Genomic DNA, 23,635 nt, shown 5'->3' on the forward strand with positions numbered 1-23,635 from the left:
CCTTTTTTATTACAACATTTTCCTGATGACGTAATGCAGGATGCCATCGTTCTGGTAGTAGGTCAGCTCGGTTTGCGTGTCGATGCGGCAGCGGGTATCCACCACCTCTTCACGGCCGTCGGCATAGGTGATATGCAGCGGCACCGTCTGCCCCGGCTGCAGACTCTGCAGGCCGCCGACGCTGATGCTCTCATCCCCGCTCAGCGCCAGCGTTTTGCGCGTCACGCCCTGCGGAAATTCCAGCGGTAGAATCCCCATGCCGATCAGGTTTGAGCGGTGAATACGTTCGAAAGACTCGGCGATCACCACGCGCACCCCGAGCAGGCGCGGCCCTTTGGCAGCCCAGTCGCGGCTGGAGCCGGAGCCGTACTCTTTACCGGCGACCACCGCCAGCGGCACCTGCTCTTGCTGATAACGCATCGCGGCGTCATAAATCGCCATCTCTTCCTGTGACGGGATATGGCGCGTATAGCCGCCTTCCACCCCCGGCACCATCTCGTTGCGGATGCGGATATTGGCGAAGGTGCCGCGCATCATCACCTCATGGTTGCCGCGACGTGAGCCGTAGGAATTGAAGTCACTGTCCGCCACCCCGTGCTCGCTGAGGTAACGTCCCGCCGGGCTGTCGTGCTTGATATTGCCCGCCGGGGAGATGTGGTCGGTGGTGACAGAATCCGCCAGGATCGCCAGCAGACGCGCGTTGTTGATATCCTGCACCGGCTCGGGTTTTTCCTGCATGGTGCTGAAGAACGGCGGATGGCGGATATAGGTGGAGTCCTCCTGCCAGTTATAGGTCGCCGACGCAGCCACCTCGATTGCCCGCCACTCCTCGTCGCCGTTAAACACTTCGCTGTATTCCTTACGGAACATCTCGGTGCGGACTTCCTCTACCGCCTTGGCGATATCGGTATTGCTTGGCCAAATGTCTTTCAGATACACCGGTTTACCGTCGCGCCCTTCTCCCAATGCATCCTTGGCCAGATCCAGCTGCATATTACCGGCCAGCGCATAGGCGACCACCAGCGGCGGCGACGCCAGCCAGTTGGTTTTTACCAGCGGATGGATACGTCCTTCAAAGTTACGGTTGCCGGACAGCACCGCACCGACGGTCAGATCGCCGGTTTTAATCGCCTGCTCGATCGGCTCCGGCAGCGGGCCGGAGTTACCAATACAGGTGGTGCAGCCGTAACCCACCAGATTAAAGCCCAGCGCCTCCAGATAAGGCATCAGCCCGGCGCTGGCGAAGTAGTCGGTCACGACTTTGGAACCCGGCGCCAGCGAGGTTTTCACCCATGGCTTCACCTGCAGGCCTTTATCCACCGCATTTTTCGCCAGCAGGCCGGCGGCCATCATCACGCTGGGGTTAGAGGTATTGGTGCACGACGTGATGGCGGCAATCACCACCGCGCCGTTGCTGAGCGGATGTGTTGCGCCGTCCAGCGTGAAAGGAACGGAGTCCGCCCGGTTTTTCTGGCCGCCGATGTCCAGCTCGGTCGCGGCCTGGAAGGCCTGCGGCACTGCCGACAGCGCCACCCGATCCTGCGGCCGCTTCGGCCCGGCCAGACTGGTTTCCACCGTCGACATATCCAGCGCCAGCGAACTGGTGAAGACCGGCTCATCGCCGGGATGACGCCACATGCCCTGCGCTTTGGCGTAACTTTCCACCAGCGCGATCTGCTCGTCGCTGCGTCCGCTCAGTTTCAGGTAGCCGAGCGTGACCTCATCCACCGGGAAGAAGCCACAGGTAGCGCCATATTCCGGCGCCATATTGGCGATGGTGGCGCGGTCCGCCAGCGGTAATTGCGCAAGGCCGTCGCCGTAAAATTCCACGAACTTGCCGACCACGCCGTGCTTACGCAGCATCTGCGTGACGGTTAACACCAAATCGGTGGCGGTGATGCCCTCACTGAGTTTACCCGTCAGTTTAAAGCCCACCACATCCGGGATCAACATCGATACCGGCTGCCCCAGCATCGCCGCTTCCGCTTCGATACCGCCGACGCCCCAGCCGAGGATGCCCAGGCCGTTAATCATGGTGGTGTGGGAATCGGTGCCCACCAGCGTATCCGGGTAGGCGATGCGTTTGCCGTCCTGCTCCTCATGCCAGATGGTCTGGCCCAGATACTCAAGGTTGACCTGGTGGCAGATCCCGGTGCCCGGCGGCACCACACGGAAGCGGTTAAAGGCTTGCTGCCCCCAGCGCAGGAAGGTGTAACGTTCGTGGTTGCGCTGCATTTCGATACGCACGTTATCGGTAAATGCCTGCTGGTCGCCGAACTCATCGACGGTTACCGAGTGGTCAATCACCAGATCTACCGGCGACAGCGGGTTGACCTGGTCGACATTGCCGCCCAGCCGCTGCACCGCTTCGCGCATCGCCGCCAGATCGACCACCGCCGGCACGCCGGTAAAATCCTGCATCAGCACACGCGCCGGGCGGTAGGCAATTTCACGGTCGGCATGTCCGCTGCGCTGCCAGTCGACGATCGCTTGTAAATCCTCAACCTGCACCGTATTGCCGTCGATATGACGTAGCAGGTTCTCCAACAGCACTTTCATGGACTTCGGCAGCCGGTCGATATCTCCGAGCTGTTTGGCCGCCTGTGGCAGGCTGTAATAGTGATATTCGCTATTCAGTGCAACCAGCTTATCCATACTCGTTTCACTAAGATTGGACGACATAGCTCCTCCATTTTTATTATGTCAAAAACAGGGTAATTACTGAGGTCTTGTTTAAAGATAACACAAACGTGATGTAACGTTTTGATAACAACACGATTTGATCACAGCGATAGGCAAAAGCGATGGCGCGCCGACAAGTGTTAGCTAAGTCAAAGGGTTAGGATGAAACCCACCAAAAAAGGAGTAATAAATAACCACATCATTGGCAAGGATTGTGGACGCCGCGTGCGACAAAAGACAGGAAAACACCGAGGCATCGGCAGGCAAAAAGTAACGCCGGGATCCGGCAGGAATTAATCGTTCTGCACTTTGGTCAATACCGCTTCACCAGTGCCGCGATTAAAAGAGAGATAAAAAACCGCGCCGCCATGTCGTTCCTGCTGCGACCAAACCTCATTAGCGCCAAGTCGCCGCTTATCCAGAGCGTAACCCAAGCCCCGCAGATAAATCCTGAGCGGCTCAATGTCAGAGGCACGTTGAAAAATAATAGCGTTTGATGGTGCATGCCCGTCGCCGGGTTGCGAGACAAAAACGTAATCCGCTGAAATACGCGGCGCTTGCGCGATCTCTTTATCCGTCAGGATGCGATAGGTAAAAAAGTCGTTTTCCGTGTATTCAGTCACCTCATTAACGCCTGATGCAACGACATAGATAAACACACCACTAAGAAGAAGCACGCCCATCAGCGTCAAACTGCCCCACTTCAACAACGTTCTCACGGTTACCTCACTCCTTTGAATTCAAATGATGTTCCATTGCCCGTAAGAACGTTGACAGTCCCGGACGTAAAGTCATCCCACGGACGCATCCACGTCATAAAATGTGGAAGATTTACCTTGTACGGTTGGCGCCTGACACAAGGGTCGCTTGGATCAGGAAAAAGTATCGGTAGAAAACCGCTATTTTTATGGGAGCCGATAGAGCCGTAATAATCCCATCGACGCACAGCCGCAGTATAACTCACGGGCCTGACTCGATAATCATATCGGCCAGAAATCATATAACGATAAAATACAAACAGTTAGAAACGAGATCTTCACCACTATAGCCGCTGTCTGTATACCACGAAAAAACACGCTGGCTTTGTAAGTTTTCAAAGAAAAACGATGTACTCAACATCATCGCCAACATAATACGGTTAACATCACTACCGCTGCGCCCTCGCTTGATCTGCCACCGTGAAAATTTCCCGATACCCAACCGGCTCCCAAATCTGGCAATACGCATATCTTGGCGATACATCACGGTATAAAAATCTTTCCCGCTATTCTCACCCGCCAAGAACTGGCGTTTCAGGGCAATGATATCATCACCGCGAGCGTGCCCCATATCAAGCCACCCTAAGACCTCGGTGTAAACAAGCCCGCTTGTCAGCCATTCAAATTTCGCTCCATCCTGTATATCCCGTCGAGTACTCATAACCTATATGCTTTCAGATTAACATATTGATTTTTATTAATATTTAGCACATGCATGCTGGAAAATCTGCAGATTATTTTAAGGGTATAAACAGAAAAAGATGCGACCTGGGTCTAGAGTAAATTTACAGTGAATAGCCCCGATGACACTTTTGAATGCGTGACCCACTCCATGTTAGTAAAAAGCTATCAGACCATAACTCAGCTCTATAGGTGATAGCGTCGAGGGCACGTTAGAAGGGGTGTGTGGTGAGTATGTAACGTGAATCAATATCGCCTTGGCGCTGCGCTCTAAGGAGATATGAAAACGGGAGGGATAAATGTTCCCTCCCGGTAAGTCTGGCTTTACAGCCTGTTTCAATCAACAGATTGAAACAGGTGAGCGAACACCCGAATGTTGATTCTGCGGTAAGTCGTTAATTTTACGCCCTACTTCACCGGCAGTTTGATGTCCTTGAACATCGCCTCGATCTCTTCATTCGAGCGCAGCGCCACTGCGGTGTCCACCACGTCGCGCGTCAGATGCGGCGCAAAGCGCTGGATAAAGTCGTACATATAGCTGCGCAGGAAGGTGCTGCGGCGGAAACCGATTTTGGTGGTGCTGTAGGTGAACACATCGCGGGCGTCGACGGTCACCAGATCCGGATCCTGCACCGGGTCAACCGCCATGCTGGCAATCACTCCCACCCCTAGCCCCAGGCGGACGTAGGTTTTGATCACGTCGGCATCGGTAGCCGTGAACACGATACGCGGCGTCAGCCCGGCGCGGTTAAAGGCGGTATCCAGCTCTGAACGACCGGTAAAGCCGAAGGTGTAGGTCACTATCGGATATTCAGCCAGCTCTTCAATGGTGATATGGCTTTTGCCGGCTAACGGATGATCGGGTTTCACCACCACCGCGCGGTTCCAATGGTAGCACGGCAGCATAATCAGATCGTCGTACAGATGCAGCGCCTCGGTGGCGATAGCGAAGTCGGCGGTGCCTTTGGACACCGCTTCGGCGATCTGCGTCGGCGACCCCTGATGCATATGCAATGAGACGCGCGGATAACGTTCGATAAAGCCTTTGATCACGTTAGGCAGCGCATAGCGCGCCTGCGTATGGGTGGTGGCGACGTACAGGGAGCCTTTATCCGGATAAGTATGTTCGCCGGCAACCGCTTTGATTGCCTCGACCTTGGACAGCACCTCGCGCGCGATGCGGATAATCTCCTGGCCTGCCGGCGTCACCTGCGTCAGGTGTTTGCCGCTGCGGGCGAAGATCTGAATACCCAGTTCATCCTCCAGCATACGCACCTGTTTGCTGATGCCAGGCTGAGAGGTATAAAGCCCTTCCGCTGTCGATGACACATTCAGGTTGTGATTAACCACTTCCACAATGTAACGAAGCTGCTGCAATTTCATATCTTATACCATCCTAGGTTAAACACTGCGGCCAGGCCGCATTCAGGTATATCGGTGTTTCCCGGTATGCTGAAAAGTTGGTGAGCCATAACACAGTGTTAACCCAGATGCTGCAGAAAACGCCGTTGTTAATAAGCTTTAATCATAAATACATATTTTTATATAACCACTATATCACGCCATAGCTTCAAGTATAGATCCACGTCACACTATGATAACGATTATTTCGCATTACTATCAATGCGCAACGCCGGTCCACGGTGATTAAAACGCACCAGAATGGCCGATTTCCCCGGGCACGGGCATAAAAAAACCAGCCGCCCGGGCTGGTTTTTTAAGATTGCTGCCGTCAGCAACGATTACTTTTTGGTTTCAACCCATTTGCCATCCACGAAGAATGCGGTCCAGCCGGTGGCCTTGCCCTCTTTCTCCGAAGAGACGTACTGCTGCTTGGTCTTACGGCTGAAGCGCACCAGCGTTTTGTTGCCTTCCGGATCGGCCACCGGCGCATCGGCCAGGTAACGCAGTTTTTCCGGCAGACGGTCCTTAAAGCGCTGCAGTTCTTCCACCAACGGCGCACGGGTTTCGCGCGATTTAGGGAACGTATTGGCCGCCAGGAACACGCCGGCCGCGCCGTCACGCAACACAAAATAGGCGTCCGACTTGGCGCATGGCAATTCCGGCAACGGCACCGGATCTTCCTTCGGTGGCGCGACTTCACCGCTGCGCAGGATTTTACGCGTGTTCTTACAGTTTTCGTTGGTGCAGCCCATGTATTTACCGAAGCGCCCCATTTTCAGGTGCATTTCGGAACCACACTTCTCACACTCAACCACTGGGCCGTCATAGCCTTTCAGGCGGAACTCGCCCTCTTCAATCTCGTAACCGTCACAGGCCGGGTTGTTGCCGCACACGTGCAGTTTGCGCTGGTTATCGATCAGGTAGCTGTCCATCGCGGTGCCGCACTTCTGGCAGCGACGGCGCGCGCGCAAGGCGTTGGTTTCCGCATCGTCCCCTTCCAGTATGTTAAGCACTTCGGCTTCCGGCACCAGGTTGATGGTGGTTTTGCAACGCTCTTTCGGCGGCAGCGCATAGCCGGAACAGCCGAGGAACACCCCGGTGCTGGCGGTGCGAATGCCCATCTGGCGGCCGCAGGTCGGACAGTCGATGCTGGTCAGCACCATCTGGTTCGGGCGCATCCCGCCTTCTTCCGGGTCTTTTTCCGCCGTTTCCAGCTGTTCGCTGAACTCGGCAAAGAACTCGTCCAGCACCGCTTTCCACTCCGCGTGGTTGTTCGCCACCTGGTCGAGGCCATCTTCCATGCGGGCGGTGAAATCGTAGTTCATCAGCTCACGGAAGTTCTCTTCCAGCCGGTCGGTGACGATTTCGCCCATTTTTTCCGCATAGAAACGGCGGTTTTCCACCCGCACGTAGCCGCGATCCTGAATGGTGGAGATGATCGAGGCATAGGTGGAAGGACGGCCGATGCCGCGTTTTTCCAGCTCTTTCACCAGCGATGCTTCGCTGTAGCGCGCAGGCGGCTTGGTAAAGTGCTGGCTCGGGATCAACTGCTGCAGATCCAGCTCGCTGCCGATGTCGACAAACGGCAGAGTGCGATCTTCGTCGCCCTTGCGCAACGCCGGCATCACCTTGGTCCAACCGTCGAAACGCAGCGTGCGGCCTTTGGCGCGCAGTTGGTAATCACCGGCTTTTACCGTCAGCGTGGTGGAATCGTACTGCGCCGGCGTCATCTGACAGGCGACAAACTGACGCCAGATCAGCTGATACAGTTTTTGCGCATCCGCTTCCATATCTTTCAGCTGTTCGGCCACCACGTTCACGTCCGAAGGACGAATCGCTTCGTGCGCTTCCTGAGAATTCTCTTTGCTGCTGTACTGATTCGGCGCTTTCGGCAGGTATTTCTCACCGAAGCTGTCGCCGATATAACCCCGCACCATATTGAGCGCATCCTGGCTCAGGTTGGTGGAGTCGGTACGCATATAGGTAATGTGGCCCGCTTCATACAGACGCTGCGCCATCATCATGGTTTTCTTCACGCCGAAGCTCAGACGCGTACTGGCCGCCTGTTGCAGCGTGGAGGTAATAAACGGCGCGCCCGGCTTGCTGCTGGTCGGTTTGTCTTCACGATCCTGCACCGTGTAGCGCGCTTTCTCCAGCAACGCCACCGCCGCGTAGGTCTGGTCGCGGTTTACCGGTTTGAACGGTTTGCCGTGCGCATGGGTCACTTCCATCTGCAGCGCGGTTTCACCCTGCGCCAGCAGGTCGGCGCGCAGTTCCCAGTACTCTTCCGGCACGAAGGCTTTGATATCACGCTCGCGCTCCACCACCAGGCGGACGGCCACCGACTGTACGCGGCCGGCGGACAGGCCGCGGGCAATTTTCTTCCACAGCAGCGGCGAGACCATATAGCCCACAACGCGGTCCATAAAGCGACGCGCCTGCTGGGCGTTAACCCGGTCAATATTCAGTTCGCCCGGCTCGCTGAACGCCTGCTGAATGGCGTTTTTGGTGATTTCGTTAAACACCACGCGGCTGAAGCGCTGGTCGTCGCCGCCGATCACTTCCCGCAGGTGCCAGGCAATGGCTTCCCCTTCGCGGTCCAAGTCGGTTGCGAGATAAATGTGGTCGGCGTTTTCCGCTAACGATTTTAACTCTGCGACAACTTTTTCTTTACCAGGCAGGATTTCATAATGCGCTTTCCAGCCGTGATAAGGATCGACGCCCATTCGGTTTACCAGCGCCGTCGTTGCGTCTTTTTTAACTTTTTTCTTGGCCTTGGTTTTGTCTTCGCTTGAGTCAGCGCTCTTTTTGCTGGCTGAGCCACTGGTCGGCAAATCACGGATATGACCGACGCTGGACTTCACCACGTAGTCATTACCCAAATATTTATTAATAGTTTTGGCTTTTGCCGGGGACTCAACTATTACAAGAGCTTTACCCATATTTACCTTTACCTAATTTATTTCTTCTGAAAAGAAGTCTTTTATCTCGCCGTGCCGCGGCAATTCACATCTCTTTTTTATATTGCGGCAGTCTGGCCGGAGATCAACATGTTTTTTTCCGTTGGCTGCTTAACTGCTCAACCTGAACGCAAGTTGCTGATCGCCCCCGCCTTTCAGCCATGCTCCAGAGGTATGGCCGTCTATGGCTCGCCGTTGGCGTAAACAAAAATTTCCACCTGAGGCCGCAAAATCCCACACTGTACCTGATAAAAAGCGCCACGCAACCTAATTAGCACGGAAAACGCTTTTTCGCCAACTTCTATAGCCTGCCAGCCGTCCGGACGGCGGCTAAACCTTAGTTTATTTGCGGATAAACGGAAAGCGGCGCTAGTATATGCGCAGTAAAGATATCCGGAGTGCAATAAATGAACAATAATACTTCACCGATTAACCGTGAGACGTTACTCAAAGAAGCAAATAACATCATCCGTCAGCATGAGGATTATCTCCACGGCATGGTCGCCACCGATGTCGAACAAAAAAACGGCGTGCTGGTATTTCGCGGCGAATTCTTTTTAGACCCGGACGGTTTGCCTACGGCAAAAACCACGGCGGTATTTAATATGTTTAAACATCTCGCTCACCGACTTTCGGAAAAATACCACTTGGTCGATTGAGCGATGGATAAAAAACGGGAGCCAAAGCCCCCGTGCCAAAGTTCGGCTTACAGCAGCGGCTTTTCTCCACGCTGCCACCAGCGCAGCAGCAGACGATCGGCGCTTTCCGCCGCGCTGCCGGTAAAGCGGTCGATCAGCCGTTTGTGGCGGGTATAGCGCACCCCGATCACCTCATGGGTTTCCATTTCGGCAATCAGCAGGTCATCGCTGGTGCCCACCGCGTCGACCAGCCCTTTTTCCCGGGCCTGCGTGCCGAGCCAGTGCTCACCGGTCGCCACGCTGTCGATATCCAGCGAAGGACGTTGCTGATGGACGAACTGCTTGAACAGCAGATGGGTTTCATTCAGCTCCTCGCGGAACTTCTCACGCCCTTCGTCGGTGTTTTCACCAAACAGCGTCAGCGTACGTTTGAACTGGCCGGCGGTGTGCAACTCGACGTCCACATTGTTCTTTTTCAGCAGGCGGTGGAAGTTGGGGATCTGCGCCACCACGCCGATGGAGCCAATGATGGCAAACGGCGCCGCCACAATGCGATCCGCCACGCAGGCCATCATATAACCGCCGCTGGCGGCGACCTTGTCCACCGCCACCGTCAGGCGGATGCCGCCGTTGCGCAGGCGTTCCAACTGCGAAGCGGCCAGGCCGTAACCGTGTACCACGCCGCCAGGGCTTTCCAGACGCAGCAGCACTTCGTCCTGCGCCGTCGCCACCGCCAGCACGGCAGAGACCTCTTCGCGCAGTGAAGAGACTTCATGCGCGTCCATGCTGCCCTTGAAATCCAGCACGTAGAGACAAGGCTTACCCGCCTCCACCGCGCCCGCCTTCGCCCGCTGCTTTTTGAGCTTATCGTCGGCCTTGGTCTGCTTCTTAAACTGCTTGTTCCAGATTTTTTGCTCTGCCGCATCCATCCGCGCCAGACGCATATCGCGCTGCATATCGCGGTATTGTTCGCCGAGATCGGTCAGCCGCAGCTCCCCTTTTTGCTGGCTCTTGCGATGTCCCAGACTTACCGCCAGCAGCGCCAGCGCGGCGATAGCGATCGCCACCGTGGCGACCTTGGCCAAAAACAGGCCGTAAACAGATATAAACTCCACAGATTCCGCCTTGATAACAGGTTGTTAGTTGTCTTCGTTCATTCTAGCCAACTGTTCCCCCGGCTGTCGCGGCAAATTCCCCTTCCTGGAATACGCTACGCATCGGATGAGCGTTTTCACCCGGGCGGCACGCTGGGATTGTTCCGTTTTTGTTACAAAAGAATGCCGTTTCGCCCGCCTTATCATTGAAAATGCGATCCGTTTCAGGCATATAACACGCATTATTTATCAATGTGATCATCGCATTCGCTGTGGGGCCAGCGCGACCGTCGAACCGACACGCCCGCCGCCGGCCTCCCACACCCACTGCATTTCCCCGAAAACGGTGGAAATTGCCCGTCACAGCGCGAGGAATTATTGTGCATTACAACCCTAAACACGATCTGCTGGAGCAACGCATCATTCTGGTTACCGGCGCAGGCGACGGCATCGGCCGCGAAGCCGCATTAACCTATGCGCGTTTCGGCGCACAGCTGGTGCTGCTGGGCCGCACCGAAAGCAAACTGTTGGCTGTTCGCGACGAAATTGCCGCCCAGGGCGGCGCGCCGGCGCTGACCGTCACGCTGGATCTGCTGCATGCCACGCAGGAGCAATGCCGCCAGGTCGCCGCCGACCTGACGGATCAGCTGCCGCGTCTGGACGGCGTACTGCATAACGCCGGCCTGTTGGGTGATATCGTGCCAATGGCCGAGATCGATATGGCAATGTGGCACGATGTGATGCAGGTCAACGTCAACGCCACCTTTATGCTGACCCAGGCGCTGCTGCCGCTGCTGTTAAAATCCCCTGCCGGCTCGCTGATCTTTACCACCTCCAGCGTTGGCCGCATGGGACGCGCCGGCTGGGGCGCTTATGCCGTCTCCAAATTCGCCACCGAAGGCATGATGCAGGTGCTGGCGGAAGAGTATAAAAGCCGCCATCTGCGGGTAAACTGCATCAATCCGGGCGGAACGCGCACCAGTATGCGCGCCGCCGCCTTCCCGCATGAAGACAAAAACAAGCTGAAAACCCCGGCGGATATCATGCCGCTGTACCTGTATCTGATGGGTGATGACAGCCGCCGTAAAACCGGCATGAGCTTTGACGCCCAGCCCAACCGCAAACCCGGCGCCGCCGAATAGGGAGAATGCCTTATGGCTGAAGATCGCCACCAGCAGCGTCAGCAGCGGTTAAAAGAGCAGGTCGACGCGCGTATTGCCGCCGCGCAGGAAAGTCGGGGGTTACTGTTGGTATTCACCGGCAACGGGAAAGGGAAAACCACCGCGGCGTTCGGCACGGTCACCCGCGCGGTAGGCCACGGCATGCAGGCCGGCGTCATTCAGTTTATCAAGGGCGAATGGCCCAACGGTGAAAAGAATCTGCTGCAGCAGCATGGCGTGGAGTTTCAGGTGATGGCTACCGGCTTTACCTGGGAGACGCAAAGTAAAGAGAACGATACGGCGGCCTGTCAGGCGGTCTGGCAGCACGGTAAACGCATGCTGGCCGATGCGTCGCTGGATGTGGTGCTGTTGGATGAGCTGACCTATATGGTCGCGTACGGCTATCTGGAACTGGAAGCGGTAATGACGGCGCTGGCGCAGCGCCCGGCCCATCAGACGGTGATAATTACCGGCCGCGGCTGCCATCGTGATTTACTGGAACTGGCGGATACGGTGACGGAGATGCGACCGGTGAAACATGCGTTTGACGCTGGCATCAAAGCCCAACAGGGCATCGACTGGTAATCATCCTCCGCATAGCCGTCGATTGGCGGCTACGCGGGGCTGCGGATTAGCTGCGTTTACGCGTCGGCTTGGCGGCAGATTTAGCGCCCGCCGGCTTGCCGCCGCCGTTGCCACGGCGTCCTGGAGAGACCTGGCTGTGACGCTTCACCGCACGGCGAATCTGGTTGGCCTTCACACGGCGACGCTCACGCTCGACCGGCAGCTTGCTGACCGTTTCCGGCTTCAGCTCCACCAGTTCGCGCAGGTAGTTGATCGATGACAGATCCAGTTCAGCCCAGCCGCCGCGCGGCAGGCCTTTCGGCAGATCGATATCACCATAACGCACGCGGATCAAACGGCTGACCTGTACGCCGACCGCCTCCCATAAGCGACGCACTTCGCGGTTGCGTCCTTCGGTCAGCGTTACGTTGTACCACTGGTTCAAGCCTTCCCCGCCCTGGAACTTGATGGTGCGGAACGCCGCCGGGCCATCTTCCAGCTGTACGCCACGGCTCAGCTGTTTCACCTTGTCGTCGTCAATCTGACCGAATACGCGCACGGCATACTCACGTTCAACTTCACGGCTCGGGTGCATCAGACGGTTGGCCAGTTCACCGTCGGTAGTGAACAGCAGCAGCCCCGAAGTATTCACATCCAGACGGCCCACGGCCACCCAGCGCGAACCACGCAGTTTCGGCAGACGATCGAACACCGTCGGGCGCCCTTCCGGATCGCTGCGGGTGCAGAGCTCGCCTTCCGGTTTGTAATAAGCCAGTACGCGGCACACAGCCTCTTCCGACTCTTTTACCGACACCACATGGCCGTCAATACGGATTTTCATCGCCGGATTCACTTCCACGCGATCGCCCAGCGTCGCCACTTTACCGTCGACGCTGACGCGTCCGGCTTCAATCATGCCTTCAATTTCACGACGCGAACCGTGACCGGCACGCGCTAAAACTTTCTGTAATTTTTCGCTCATGGAGCAACCTCTTGCGTCGCCTTCACAGGCGTCTGCGTATACTATACGTTCAATCAGTTACGGCAATCGGCGCCATAACCCTATAATCTTGCACACTTTTTGGCACGCTGCATGGCACACGCGGCACCACACCAGCTACCACGCATCATTCAACGTGGCCGCACATTCTACACAAATTTTAGAATTAATGATTCTAAAAAGAATGTTCGTTTTTCACCCAGCGCTGACAGCCTGAAATAAGCCTAATAACGCATAAGCACGTTTCTACGCACACCATGCGCATGACGCCAGCGCAAAGCATGTGGAATGACGGTGTACCGCCAGGAATTATCAGTAACCGCCTCGGCCACAACACAGGCGTTACTTTATGCTAGCCGGATATCACCAGGGATCAGGTGCCAAGGGTAAACGCTGAGAATCTTACAAAGTGGGGAATACGGCATCAGCCGCAAGACAGGGCCGGCGAGCGCCAGCCCTCTGACAACATTAGTGACGCTCGCAAGGATAAGCGGCTGCCAGCGCCAGCATAATCACCGACGGCGCCGAATAGTGCAGTTGTTCAGGATGGTCGTTGAGGTATTGCATCACCGCGTCGGACGCCGTGCCGACGCTCATTCCGGCATCCGGGCAGATGTTGCGGTTGCCCTGCATCGAATAAGTATCGAATACCCCGGCGACATAGCCCATGAACATACCGCCGTTCAACGCCTCGGCGACGGTCGCCACGCCGTTTTTATTCTTCACATAGCCGTCACTTTCCGCTAACAGCGCGCTGCCAGAATAAAAACCGGCGTTCGCCGCCGAAGAAACCAGTAAGGAAGCGACCAGTAAAGTCTGTTTTATCATTGTTACGCGCCCTGCCATTACTTATTATTTTGTTATCGTAGAATAGCGGTTTTCGCCACGTTTGCGGTCGCGAAAGCCGATTTTCAGAATTTCTATAGAGTTATCAGCGGAACGGCGACGGGTCGCCGGCACCCTCGCGCATCACTTCCGGCGCGGCCTCAGTCAGGTCTACCACCGTGGTCGGCTGCTGCCCCAGGAAGCCGCCGTGGATCACCAGATCGACCTGTTTACCCAGGTGATCGCTAATCTCTTCCGGGTCGGATTCGGCAAAATCATTGCCCGGCAGCATCAGCGTGGTCGACATCATCGGTTCATTGAGCGCTTCCAGCAGCTCCAGCGCAATCGGGTTGGAGGGTACGCGCAGGCCGATAGTTTTACGCTTGTCGTTCATCAGGCGACGCGGCACTTCTTTGGTCGCCTTGAGGATAAAGGTGTAATGCCCCGGCGTATTATTCTTGATCAGGCGGAATGCCGTGTTATCCACATAGGCATAGGTCGACAGCTCCGACAAGTCGCGGCACATCAGCGTAAAGTTATGGTGGCCGTCCAGTTGACGGATACGGCAGATACGCTCCATGGCCGATTTCTCTTCCAGCCGGCACCCCAGCGCATAGCCGGAGTCGGTCGGATACACGATCACCCCGCCTTTACGCAGCACATCAACCGCCTGATTGATTAAACGCGGTTGCGGGTTGTCCGGGTGAATATAAAAAAGCTGGCTCATCTGTTACTCCTAAAAGTGCTGCACGCGGACGCCGCCGCCCGCACTCATGCCTGATGCGTCAGGCTAACCAATCATTGCCGCGCCAGCGGCCAATCACGCCACACCGGCTCTACGCCGCCGGGCAGCCACAGTTTGCGTCCCAGTTCAATCCAAGCACAGGGTTGGTGAAAATCTGAGCCCTGCGACGCCAGCAGCTGAAAATCCTGGGCATATTGCGCCAGCTGCGTACGTTCATTCGGCGCCTGCTGACACTGGGCAACTTCCATCGCATCGCCGCCGTGTTCGGCAAAATACGCCAGCAGGCGTTTTAGCCATTTCGCCGTCAGATCATAACGACCGGGATGCGCGACAACCGCCTGTCCGCCGGATTGATGAATCACATCAATGGCTTGTTCTATTGTACACCACCGTGGCGGAACGTAGCCGGTTTTCCCCTTGGCCAGATATTTTTTAAACACCTGGGCGATATTGTCGGCGACGCCGACCTGCACCAGATAACGGGCAAAATGTCCGCGCGTTACCGCTCCGCCGTCGGCCAGCCGCTGTGCGCCTTCAAAGGCGCCTTCGATACGCGCTTTGGCCAAACGGACGCCAATTTCCTGCGCGCGCTGCTGCCGCCGTTCAATCTGCTCCGCCAACAGTTGCACCATCGCCGGATGTGCCGGATCGATGCCCAGACCGACGATATGGATCTCGTGATTTTCCCACAGGGTGGAGATCTCCACGCCGTTGACCAGCTGCAGCGGCAGCGCCTGCTGCTCAATGACCGCCGCCGCCGCCGCCAGGCCGTCGGTGGTGTCGTGATCGGTAATCGCCAGTACGCCGACGCGCATCTCCGCCGCACGCTGTACCAGTTGTGCTGGCGTGCAAGACCCGTCTGAAGCGGTAGTGTGGCTGTGGAGATCGTACAGGGTAAAGGCAGAGGATGGAGCAGTGGTGTCAGTCAAAAGAAATATCCTGCAATGGCTTAGCTTTTTATCATAACCGCTAATGCCGTCCGGACGGAAATCTATTCTCCGGCCCCGACGATGCGTTGGATGAAAATAATTCACGACGCTGATAAAAACATTGCTGATTAAAAGTATTGACATCGCAGCCATGAACCAGTTAACTAGTACACAAGTTCACGGCAATCCCCGTGTTGGATGATAATTAGCGAGAGCGCGATAATGAGCAAACAAACTTCTCTTCTTCGTTGGTGGCGTACCTCCCTTTCGCGGGCGGTGTAATCACGCATACCTGTCATCCGACAATGCAGATTCTCCAGGCCCGCAGTAATGCGGGCTTTTTTATGGGCAAAATTTAACGGGAAGTACAGTCAATGAGCAAACCACAACTGACATTACTCAAGGCGCAAGCCGACTACCGGGGCGACCCCACCACCCTGTTCCACCAGCTGTGCGGCGCCCGGCCGGCCACACTGCTGCTGGAGTCGGCGGAAATTGAAAGCAAACAGAACCTGCAAAGCCTGCTGGTGATCGATAGCGCACTGCGCATTACCGCTCTGGGGCGTCAGGTCAGCCTGCAGGCGCTGAGCGCCAACGGCGCCGCGCTGCTGCCGCTGCTGGATGAGGCGCTGCCGGCCGAGGTGCAGATTGCCGTACGCCCCAATGGCCGTGAGCTGACCTTCCCGCAGATTGATGCAGTGCAGGATGAAGATGCGCGTCTGCGTTCGCTGTCGGTATTCGATGCGCTGCGCACGCTGCTGAAGCTGGTCGACTCCCCGGCCGACGAGCGCGAGGCAATGATGCTGGGCGGGCTGTTCGCTTACGACCTGGTGGCCGGTTTTGAAGAGCTGCCGCAGCTGCGTCAGGACCAGCGCTGCCCGGATTTCTGCTTCTATCTAGCGGAAACACTGCTGGTGCTGGACCACCAGCGCGGCGTCGCCCGCCTGCAGGCCAGCGTGTTTACCGGCGACGATGCGGAGCAGCAGCGTTTGCAACAGCGTCTGCAACAGATACAGCAGCAGCTGAAGCAAACGCCGCAGCCGATTCCCCACCAGACGCTGGAAAACATGCAGCTAAGCTGCAACCAGAGCGATGAGCAATATGGTGCGGCGGTCAGCGAACTACAGCAGGCGATCCGCCACGGAGAAATCTTCCAGGTGGTGCCGTCACGCCGCTTCTCCCTGCCTTGCCCGACGCCGCTGGCGGCCTACCAGACGTTGAAGGACAACAACCCCAGCCCGTATATGTTCTTTATGCAGGACAACGATTTCACGCTGTTCGGCGCATCGCCGGAAAGCGCACTGAAATATGACGCCGGCAACCGGCAGATTGAAATCTATCCAATTGCCGGCACCCGCCCGCGCGGCCGCCGAGCCGACGGCTCCCTGGATCGGGACCTCGACAGCCGCATTGAACTGGAGATGCGCACCGACCATAAAGAGCTGGCGGAGCACCTGATGCTGGTCGATCTGGCGCGTAACGACCTGGCGCGCATCTGTCAGGCCGGCAGCCGCTACGTGGCCGATCTGACCAAAGTGGACCGCTACTCCTTCGTGATGCATCTGGTGTCACGCGTGGTTGGTACGCTGCGTCAGGATCTGGACGTGCTGCATGCCTATCAGGCCTGCATGAATATGGGCACGCTGAGCGGCGCGCCGAAGGTGCGCGCCATGCAGCTGATCGCCGCCAGCGAAGGCAGCCGCCGCGGCAGCTACGGCGGTGCCGTGGGCTATTTCACCGCCACCGGCGATCTGGATACCTGCATCGTGATTCGTTCCGCCTATGTGGAGGACGGCATCGCCACCGTGCAGGCCGGTGCCGGCGTAGTGCTCGACTCTGTCCCGCAGGCGGAAGCCGACGAAACCCGCAATAAAGCACGCGCCGTGCTGCGCGCCATCGCCACCGCGCATCATGCCAAGGAGGTGTTCTGATGGCCGATATCTTACTGCTCGACAACGTCGACTCTTTTACCTACAACCTGGTGGATCAGCTGCGCGCCAGCGGTCATCAGGTGGTGATCTACCGCAACCAGATTGCCGCCGAGGTGATTATTGAACGGCTGAGCCAACTGGAACAACCGGTGCTGATGCTGTCGCCGGGGCCTGGCGCACCGGCCGACGCCGGCTGTATGCCGGAGCTGCTGCAGCGTCTGCGCGGCCAACTGCCGATTATCGGCATTTGTCTGGGGCATCAGGCGATTGTGGAAGCCTACGGCGGCCACGTCGGCCAGGCCGGCGAAATCCTGCACGGTAAGGCCTCGGCCATTCGCCACGACGATGACGCAATGTTCGCCGGCATGGCGAACCCGCTGCCGGTCGCGCGCTACCATTCTCTGGTGGGCAGCAACATCCCCGCCGCCCTGACGGTGAACGCCCGCTTTGGCGACATGGTGATGGCGGTGCGGCACGATGACGATCGCGTCTGCGGCTTCCAATTTCATCCGGAATCGATTTTAACCACGCACGGCGCGCGCCTGCTGGAACAAACGCTGGCCTGGGCATTGGCTCAGCCGCCAAAGGGGGCAGAATAATGCAGCCTATTCTTGAAAAACTGTACCGCGCCGAGTCGCTGAGCCAGCAGGAAAGCCAGCAGCTGTTCAGCGCCATCGTGCGCGGCGAACTGGAAGCCAGTCAGCTGGCCGCCGCGTTAATCAGCATGAAAGTACGCGGCGAGCGGCCGGCGGAAATTGCCGGCGCGGCCAAGGCGCTGCTGGCGGATGCTCAACCGTTCCCTCGCCCGGACTACCTGTTCGCCGATATCGTCGGCACCGGCGGTGACGGCACCAACAGCATCAATATTTCCACCGCCAGCGCCTTTGTCGCAGCGGCCTGCGGCGCCCGGGTGGCCAAACACGGCAACCGCAGCGTCTCCAGCCGTTCTGGATCTTCCGACCTGCTGGCGGCCTTCGGCATCCGTCTGGATCTGCCAGCCGAACAGGCGCGTCAGGCGCTGGACGATTTGGGCGTCTGTTTTCTGTTCGCCCCGCAGTACCACACAGGGTTCCGCCATGCGATGCCGGTACGTCAGCAGTTGAAAACCCGCACGGTGTTCAACGTGCTGGGGCCGCTGATTAACCCGGCGAGACCGCCGCTGGCGCTGATTGGCGTTTACAGCCCCGAACTGGTGCTGCCGATCGCCGAAACGTTGCGGGTGCTGGGCTATCAGCGCGCCGCCGTGGTACACGGCGGCGGCATGGACGAGGTGGCGATCCACACCAGCACGCAGGTGGCGGAGCTGAACAACGGCGACATCACCACCTATACCCTGACGCCGGAATCATTCGGCCTGCCGAGCTACCCGCTGGAGGCGCTGCTGGGTGGGACGCCGGAAGAAAACCGTGACATTCTTGCGCGGTTGTTACAAGGTAAAGGTGAGCCTGCTCACGCCGCAGCAGTGGCGGCTAACGTCGCGTTACTGCTGAAATTATTCGGACAGGAAGACCTGCGCCAAAACGCGCAGCAGGCATTAGCGATGATTGACAGCGGCCAAGCCTATGAGCGAGTAACCGCGTTGGCAGCAAGAGGATAAATGATGCAGGAAACCGTGCTCAACAAGATTGTTCGTGATAAAGCGCTCTGGGTCGCAGCACGACAGCAACAACAGCCGCTGGCCAGCTTTCAGAACGAACTGGTCCCCAGCGAACGCAGTTTTTACCATGCCCTGCAGGGCGCCAGAACGGCGTTTATTCTCGAATGTAAGAAAGCCTCGCCTTCCAAGGGGCTGATTCGGGAAGATTTCAATCCGGCGGAGATTGCCGGCGTCTATAAAGAGTACGCCTCAGCGATTTCCGTGCTGACCGATGAAAAGTATTTCCAGGGCAGTTTTGACTTCCTGCCGCTGGTCAGTAACGCCGTCAGCCAGCCGGTGCTGTGTAAAGACTTTATCATCGACCCTTACCAGATTTACCTGGCGCGCCACTATCAGGCCGACGCCGTTCTGCTGATGCTGTCGGTGCTCAGCGACGAGCAGTACCGACAGCTGGCGGCGGTCGCGCACAGCCTGAAGATGGGCGTACTGACCGAAGTCATCAGCGAAGAAGAGCTGCAGCGGGCAGTTACGCTCGGCGCCAAAGTCGTCGGTATCAATAACCGCGACCTGCGCGATTTGAGCATCGACCTGAACCGCACCCGCACGCTGGCGCCGCAGGTGCCGCACGGCGTCACGGTGATCAGCGAATCCGGCATCAATAACTACGCGCAGATCCGCGAGCTCAGCCGCTTTGCCAACGGTTTCCTGATCGGCAGCGCGCTGATGTCGGAGCCGGATCTGCGTGCGGCAGTGCGTCGCGTGATCCTCGGCGACAATAAAGTCTGCGGCCTGACCCGGCCGCAGGACGCGGCGGCGGCGTATCAGGCCGGCGCCAACTATGGCGGGCTGATTTTTGTCGGCCGTTCACCGCGCTATGTGGATATCAGCCGCGCACGCGAAGTGATCGCCGGCGCGCCGCTGAAGTACGTCGGCGTGTTCTGCGACGCGCAGGTCGACACCGTGGCGCAAACCGTTGAGCGTCTGGGCCTGCGCGCCGTACAGCTGCACGGCGCCGAAGACCAGGATTATATCAGCGCCCTGCGCGCCCGCCTGCCCGCCGACTGCCAGATCTGGAAGGCCCTGAGCGTTAAAACGCAGGTGCCGGCGCGCGATCTGCAGCACGTCGACCGCTATCTGTTGGATAACGGCGCCGGCGGCACCGGACAGCGCTTCGACTGGAGCGTATTGCACGCCGAGCCGCTGGATAACGTGCTGCTGGCCGGCGGCCTGAGCGCCGATAACTGTATTGAGGCCGCACAGCTCGGCTGCGCCGGTCTGGATTTCAATTCCGGGGTGGAAAGCGAGCCCGGCATTAAAGACGCGCAGCGTCTGAGCGCCGTCTTCCAGACGCTGCGCGCTTACTGAACGGCAGACATTTTTAACGAATTAACGCATAGGACGGGAACCTCGATGACGCTGCTTAACCCTTATTTTGGTGAATTTGGCGGAATGTACGTGCCGCAAATTCTGATGCCGGCTTTGATCCAACTGGAAGAAGCCTTTGTCAGCGCCCAGCGCGATCCAGAGTTTCAGGCCGAGTTTATCGACCTGCTGAAAAACTACGCCGGGCGCCCTACCGCGCTGACGCTGTGTAAAAACCTGACCGCCGGCACCAACACCAAACTGTATCTGAAACGTGAAGACCTGCTGCACGGCGGCGCCCACAAAACCAACCAGGTTCTGGGACAGGCGCTGCTGGCGAAACGCATGGGCAAAACTGAAATTATCGCCGAGACCGGCGCCGGCCAGCACGGCGTGGCGTCGGCGCTGGCCAGCGCGCTGCTGGGGCTGAAGTGCCGCGTCTATATGGGTGCCAAAGACGTTGAGCGCCAGTCGCCGAACGTATTCCGCATGCGGCTAATGGGCGCCGAGGTGATCCCGGTGCACAGCGGCTCCGCCACGCTGAAAGATGCCTGTAACGAAGCGCTACGCGACTGGTCCGCCAGCTATGACAAGGCGCACTATATGTTAGGCACCGCCGCCGGCCCGCATCCCTATCCGACCATCGTCCGCGAATTCCAGCGCATGATCGGCGAAGAGACCAAGGCCCAGATGCAAGAACGCGAAGGCCGCCTGCCGGATGCGGTATTGGCCTGTGTGGGGGGCGGCTCCAACGCCATCGGCATGTTCGCCGATTTTATCGATGAGACCAGTGTTAAACTTATCGGCGTCGAGCCTGCCGGGCTGGGCATCGAAACCGGCCAGCACGGCGCGCCGCTGAAACACGGCCACGTCGGCATCTACTTTGGCATGAAGTCGCCGATGATGCAGACCGCGGAAGGCCAGATCGAAGAATCCTACTCGATCTCCGCCGGTCTGGATTTCCCGTCCGTCGGGCCGCAGCACGCCCATCTGAACAGCATCGGCCGGGCGGATTATGTCTCCGTCACCGATGACGAAGCGTTGGAGGCCTTCAAGGCGCTCTCGCGTCACGAAGGCATTATTCCGGCGCTGGAGTCCTCCCATGCGCTGGCGCACGCCCTGAAAATGATCCGTGAAACGCCGCAGAAAGAGCAGATTCTGGTGGTGAACCTGTCCGGCCGCGGAGATAAAGACATATTTACCGTTCACGATATTCTGAAAGCACGGGGAGAAATGTGATGGAACGTTATCAGCAACTGTTCAAGCGCCTGGCGAGCCGGCAGGAAGGCGCCTTCGTGCCGTTCGTCACGCTGGGCGACCCTAACCCGACGCTGTCGCTGCAGATTATCGATACGCTGATTGAGAACGGCGCGGACGCACTGGAGCTGGGCATCCCCTTCTCCGATCCGCTGGCGGACGGTCCTACCATTCAAAACGCCACGCTGCGCGCCTTCGCCGCCGGCGTAACGCCGAGCCAGTGCTTTGAAATGCTGGCGGCCATCCGTCAGAAGCATCCCGATATTCCTATCGGCCTGCTGATGTATGCCAACCTGGTGTTCCATAAAGGCATCGATAATTTTTATCAGCGCTGTGCCGACGTCGGTGTGGATTCGGTGCTGGTCGCCGACGTGCCCTTTGAAGAATCCGCGCCGTTCCGCGCCGCCGCGCTGCGTCACGATATCGCGCCGATCTTCATTTGTCCGCCGAATGCCAATGACGATCTGCTGCGCGAGATTTCGTCTCACGGGCGCGGTTATACTTACCTGCTGTCCCGCGCCGGGGTCACCGGCACCGAAAGCCGCGCGCAGCAGCCGCTGAACCACTTGATCAATACGCTCCGTGAATATCATGCCGCGCCTGCGCTACAGGGGTTTGGTATTTCAGAGCCGTCTCAGGTGCGTGAGGCCTTGCAGGCCGGTGCTGCCGGCGCGATTTCCGGCTCCGCCATCGTGAAAATCATTGAGCAGTACCAGCAACAGCCGGCAGAGATGCTCGCCAAGCTGGGCAAATTCGTCAGTGAGATGAAGGACGCCACCCGCGGCTGAACCTTGCTTTACCGGGTGCGCCCCACGCACCCGGCTTTAAGAATAACCTCATCATATTTCCCAATATCCGATTGACTAATCTGTCCTTTGTTTCACACTAATGATGGCTGCGGCAATCCGTACGCCAACGTAGTCTGTCGTTAAAAAAATAACATGGCATGGAGAGTAACTATGAAGCTATTTAAAACCCTTGCGGCACTGTGTATGGCCGGTGTGATGGCGCTGGCGGTAACGGCCTGCGCGCCGACGGCGAAATCAGAGGGAACTGGCGGCTATATTGACGACACAGTAATCACCACCAAGGTGAAATCGGCGCTGCTGGCGGATAAAAACATCAAATCGCGGGAGATCAGCGTCGAAACCTTTAAAGGGCGCGTGCAGCTAAGCGGTTTTGTCAGCACCAGCGCAGACGCCAACCGTGCGGTGCAGGTTACCCGCGGCGTCGCCGGCGTGAAGTCGGTAGAAAACGTGATGCAATTGAAGTAAAACCCAAGGAGGCGCCGCAAGGCGCCTCCCCGTGAAACACGCGCTGCTTAGAAACGGTAGCCGGCACCAAACATGAATACCCACGGATCCAGGCGCGTATCAATGCTGTGATGGCCGCCGGACGCATCGTCAAAGCGGGCTTTGGTTTCGATGTTCATCCACCACACTGACATGTTCAGCATCCAGTGCTCATCCAGGTTATAGTCCAGGCCAGCCTGCGCCGCAACGCCCCAGGAGTCTTTCAGGCTCAGGTTGCTCAGACCGGTGTCCTTGCCTTTCTGATTGAATTTTTCATCAAAGAAGGTGGTGTAGTTGACGCCCACGCCCAGATAAGGACGCAGCTTATCCTGACGGTCGCCAAAGTAATATTGCGCCATCAGCGTCGGCGGCAGGTGGTGCACGGTAGCGATATCGCCGCTGACCGCCTGGCCGCTGAGCGACACTTTATGGCGGAACGGGGTTGCCGCCAGCAATTCAACGCCGATGTTGTCCGTTACCATATAGCCGAAAGTCAGCCCAAGCTGGGTATTGTTACTGGCGTCGAATGAGCCCTGACCCAGCACGTCATCCGAACCGGTGGTCGGACGCACCGTCGCCGCGCCAGCGCGCAGCAGGAAATCCCCGGCCTGATGCGCATTTGCCGCCATTGGCACCATTGGCGCGACCATCGCCGCCAATACCGCTAAAGTAGTCTTCTTCATCATCATCCATTCCATATGTGTGGTTTCTAGCCCTGCCGAATATACCTATTACAAGGTATTTTTGATCGCATAG

The 23,635-nt window shown here is 57.7% G+C and carries 18 protein-coding genes, 2 pseudogenes and 1 other annotated feature; of the genes and pseudogenes, 9 read left to right on the forward strand and 11 right to left on the reverse strand.

Annotation, left to right across the window (positions count from 1 at the left end; genetic code table 11):
- Positions 1-9 precede the first annotated feature (9 nt).
- The 5 genes and pseudogenes from acnA to topA all read right to left on the reverse strand — a co-directional run bounded on the left by acnA (position 10) and on the right by topA (position 8,467).
- Positions 10-2,682 carry an aconitate hydratase AcnA gene (acnA, locus tag CLM71_RS12575; RefSeq protein ID WP_105231310.1) on the reverse strand — a complete coding sequence of 891 codons (2,673 nt, stop codon included), beginning with the start codon at positions 2,680-2,682 and terminating at the stop codon, positions 10-12.
- A gap of 293 nt (positions 2,683-2,975) precedes the next feature.
- The gene (locus CLM71_RS12580) at positions 2,976-3,401 is read right to left on the reverse strand and encodes a hypothetical protein (RefSeq protein ID WP_105231311.1); all 426 of its coding nucleotides are present in this window, start codon (positions 3,399-3,401) and stop codon (positions 2,976-2,978) included.
- Positions 3,402-3,403: 2 nt separating this feature from the next.
- A pseudogene (locus CLM71_RS12585) lies at positions 3,404-4,101 on the reverse strand (hypothetical protein).
- A 428-nt stretch (positions 4,102-4,529) separates the two neighbouring features.
- The gene (gene cysB / locus CLM71_RS12590) at positions 4,530-5,504 is read right to left on the reverse strand and encodes an HTH-type transcriptional regulator CysB (RefSeq protein ID WP_015672511.1); all 975 of its coding nucleotides are present in this window, start codon (positions 5,502-5,504) and stop codon (positions 4,530-4,532) included.
- A 359-nt stretch (positions 5,505-5,863) separates the two neighbouring features.
- Positions 5,864-8,467, reverse strand: a complete 2,604-nt coding sequence (gene topA, locus CLM71_RS12595) for a type I DNA topoisomerase (RefSeq protein ID WP_105231312.1) — start codon at positions 8,465-8,467, stop codon at positions 5,864-5,866.
- A gap of 425 nt (positions 8,468-8,892) precedes the next feature.
- On the opposite strand from topA, the gene CLM71_RS12600 reads away from it, so the two are divergent.
- The gene (locus CLM71_RS12600) at positions 8,893-9,144 is read left to right on the forward strand and encodes a YciN family protein (protein WP_105231313.1); all 252 of its coding nucleotides are present in this window, start codon (positions 8,893-8,895) and stop codon (positions 9,142-9,144) included.
- Positions 9,145-9,191: 47 nt separating this feature from the next.
- Here the strand turns inward: CLM71_RS12600 and sohB are convergent, their stop codons facing one another.
- Entirely contained in the window at positions 9,192-10,238 is a 1,047-nt protein-coding gene (sohB, locus tag CLM71_RS12605) for a protease SohB (RefSeq protein ID WP_105231314.1), read from the reverse strand.
- Between the two features lie 359 nt (positions 10,239-10,597).
- Between sohB and CLM71_RS12610 the strand changes: the two genes are divergently transcribed.
- A complete protein-coding gene (locus tag CLM71_RS12610; protein ID WP_105231315.1) occupies positions 10,598-11,359 on the forward strand; it encodes a YciK family oxidoreductase in 762 nt (253 codons plus the stop codon).
- Between the two features lie 12 nt (positions 11,360-11,371).
- Positions 11,372-11,962 carry a cob(I)yrinic acid a,c-diamide adenosyltransferase gene (gene cobO, locus CLM71_RS12615; protein ID WP_105231316.1) on the forward strand — a complete coding sequence of 197 codons (591 nt, stop codon included), beginning with the start codon at positions 11,372-11,374 and terminating at the stop codon, positions 11,960-11,962.
- A 46-nt stretch (positions 11,963-12,008) separates the two neighbouring features.
- Here the strand turns inward: cobO and rluB are convergent, their stop codons facing one another.
- The 4 genes from rluB to CLM71_RS12635 all read right to left on the reverse strand — a co-directional run bounded on the left by rluB (position 12,009) and on the right by CLM71_RS12635 (position 15,440).
- A complete protein-coding gene (gene rluB, locus CLM71_RS12620; RefSeq protein WP_105231317.1) occupies positions 12,009-12,923 on the reverse strand; it encodes a 23S rRNA pseudouridine(2605) synthase RluB in 915 nt (304 codons plus the stop codon).
- A 486-nt stretch (positions 12,924-13,409) separates the two neighbouring features.
- Positions 13,410-13,769 (reverse strand): Rap1a/Tai family immunity protein, encoded by a 360-nt coding sequence (locus CLM71_RS12625; protein WP_105231318.1) that lies wholly within the window; start codon positions 13,767-13,769, stop codon positions 13,410-13,412.
- Between the two features lie 103 nt (positions 13,770-13,872).
- A complete protein-coding gene (locus tag CLM71_RS12630; protein WP_105231319.1) occupies positions 13,873-14,493 on the reverse strand; it encodes an L-threonylcarbamoyladenylate synthase in 621 nt (206 codons plus the stop codon).
- Between the two features lie 71 nt (positions 14,494-14,564).
- Entirely contained in the window at positions 14,565-15,440 is an 876-nt protein-coding gene (locus CLM71_RS12635; protein WP_105231320.1) for a PHP domain-containing protein, read from the reverse strand.
- Positions 15,441-15,683: 243 nt separating this feature from the next.
- Positions 15,684-15,786 (forward strand) — a sequence feature (Trp leader region).
- A gap of 28 nt (positions 15,787-15,814) precedes the next feature.
- On the opposite strand from CLM71_RS12635, the gene CLM71_RS12640 reads away from it, so the two are divergent.
- From CLM71_RS12640 to CLM71_RS12670, 6 genes and pseudogenes are all read left to right on the forward strand, one after another.
- Positions 15,815-17,371 carry an anthranilate synthase component 1 gene (locus CLM71_RS12640; protein ID WP_105231321.1) on the forward strand — a complete coding sequence of 519 codons (1,557 nt, stop codon included), beginning with the start codon at positions 15,815-15,817 and terminating at the stop codon, positions 17,369-17,371.
- A pseudogene (gene trpD / locus CLM71_RS24280) lies at positions 17,371-18,968 on the forward strand (bifunctional anthranilate synthase glutamate amidotransferase component TrpG/anthranilate phosphoribosyltransferase TrpD). Before CLM71_RS12640 ends, trpD begins: the two are co-directional and overlap by 1 nt.
- 3 nt (positions 18,969-18,971) lie before the next feature.
- Entirely contained in the window at positions 18,972-20,333 is a 1,362-nt protein-coding gene (gene trpCF, locus CLM71_RS12655) for a bifunctional indole-3-glycerol-phosphate synthase TrpC/phosphoribosylanthranilate isomerase TrpF (protein ID WP_172606339.1), read from the forward strand.
- Between the two features lie 45 nt (positions 20,334-20,378).
- Positions 20,379-21,569 carry a tryptophan synthase subunit beta gene (gene trpB, locus CLM71_RS12660; RefSeq protein ID WP_105231325.1) on the forward strand — a complete coding sequence of 397 codons (1,191 nt, stop codon included), beginning with the start codon at positions 20,379-20,381 and terminating at the stop codon, positions 21,567-21,569.
- Entirely contained in the window at positions 21,569-22,375 is an 807-nt protein-coding gene (trpA, locus tag CLM71_RS12665) for a tryptophan synthase subunit alpha (protein WP_105231326.1), read from the forward strand. Before trpB ends, trpA begins: the two co-directional genes overlap by 1 nt.
- A gap of 171 nt (positions 22,376-22,546) precedes the next feature.
- Positions 22,547-22,861, forward strand: a complete 315-nt coding sequence (locus CLM71_RS12670) for a BON domain-containing protein (protein WP_105231327.1) — start codon at positions 22,547-22,549, stop codon at positions 22,859-22,861.
- A 47-nt stretch (positions 22,862-22,908) separates the two neighbouring features.
- On the opposite strand, the gene ompW is transcribed toward CLM71_RS12670, so the two are convergent.
- Positions 22,909-23,562, reverse strand: coding sequence for an outer membrane protein OmpW (gene ompW, locus CLM71_RS12675; protein WP_145961170.1), 654 nt, complete (start codon positions 23,560-23,562; stop codon positions 22,909-22,911).
- Between the last annotated feature and the right edge of the window lie 73 nt (positions 23,563-23,635).

It is taken from the genome of Serratia sp. MYb239, assembly GCF_002966855.1.
GTDB lineage: Bacteria > Pseudomonadota > Gammaproteobacteria > Enterobacterales > Enterobacteriaceae > Serratia_B > Serratia_B rhizosphaerae.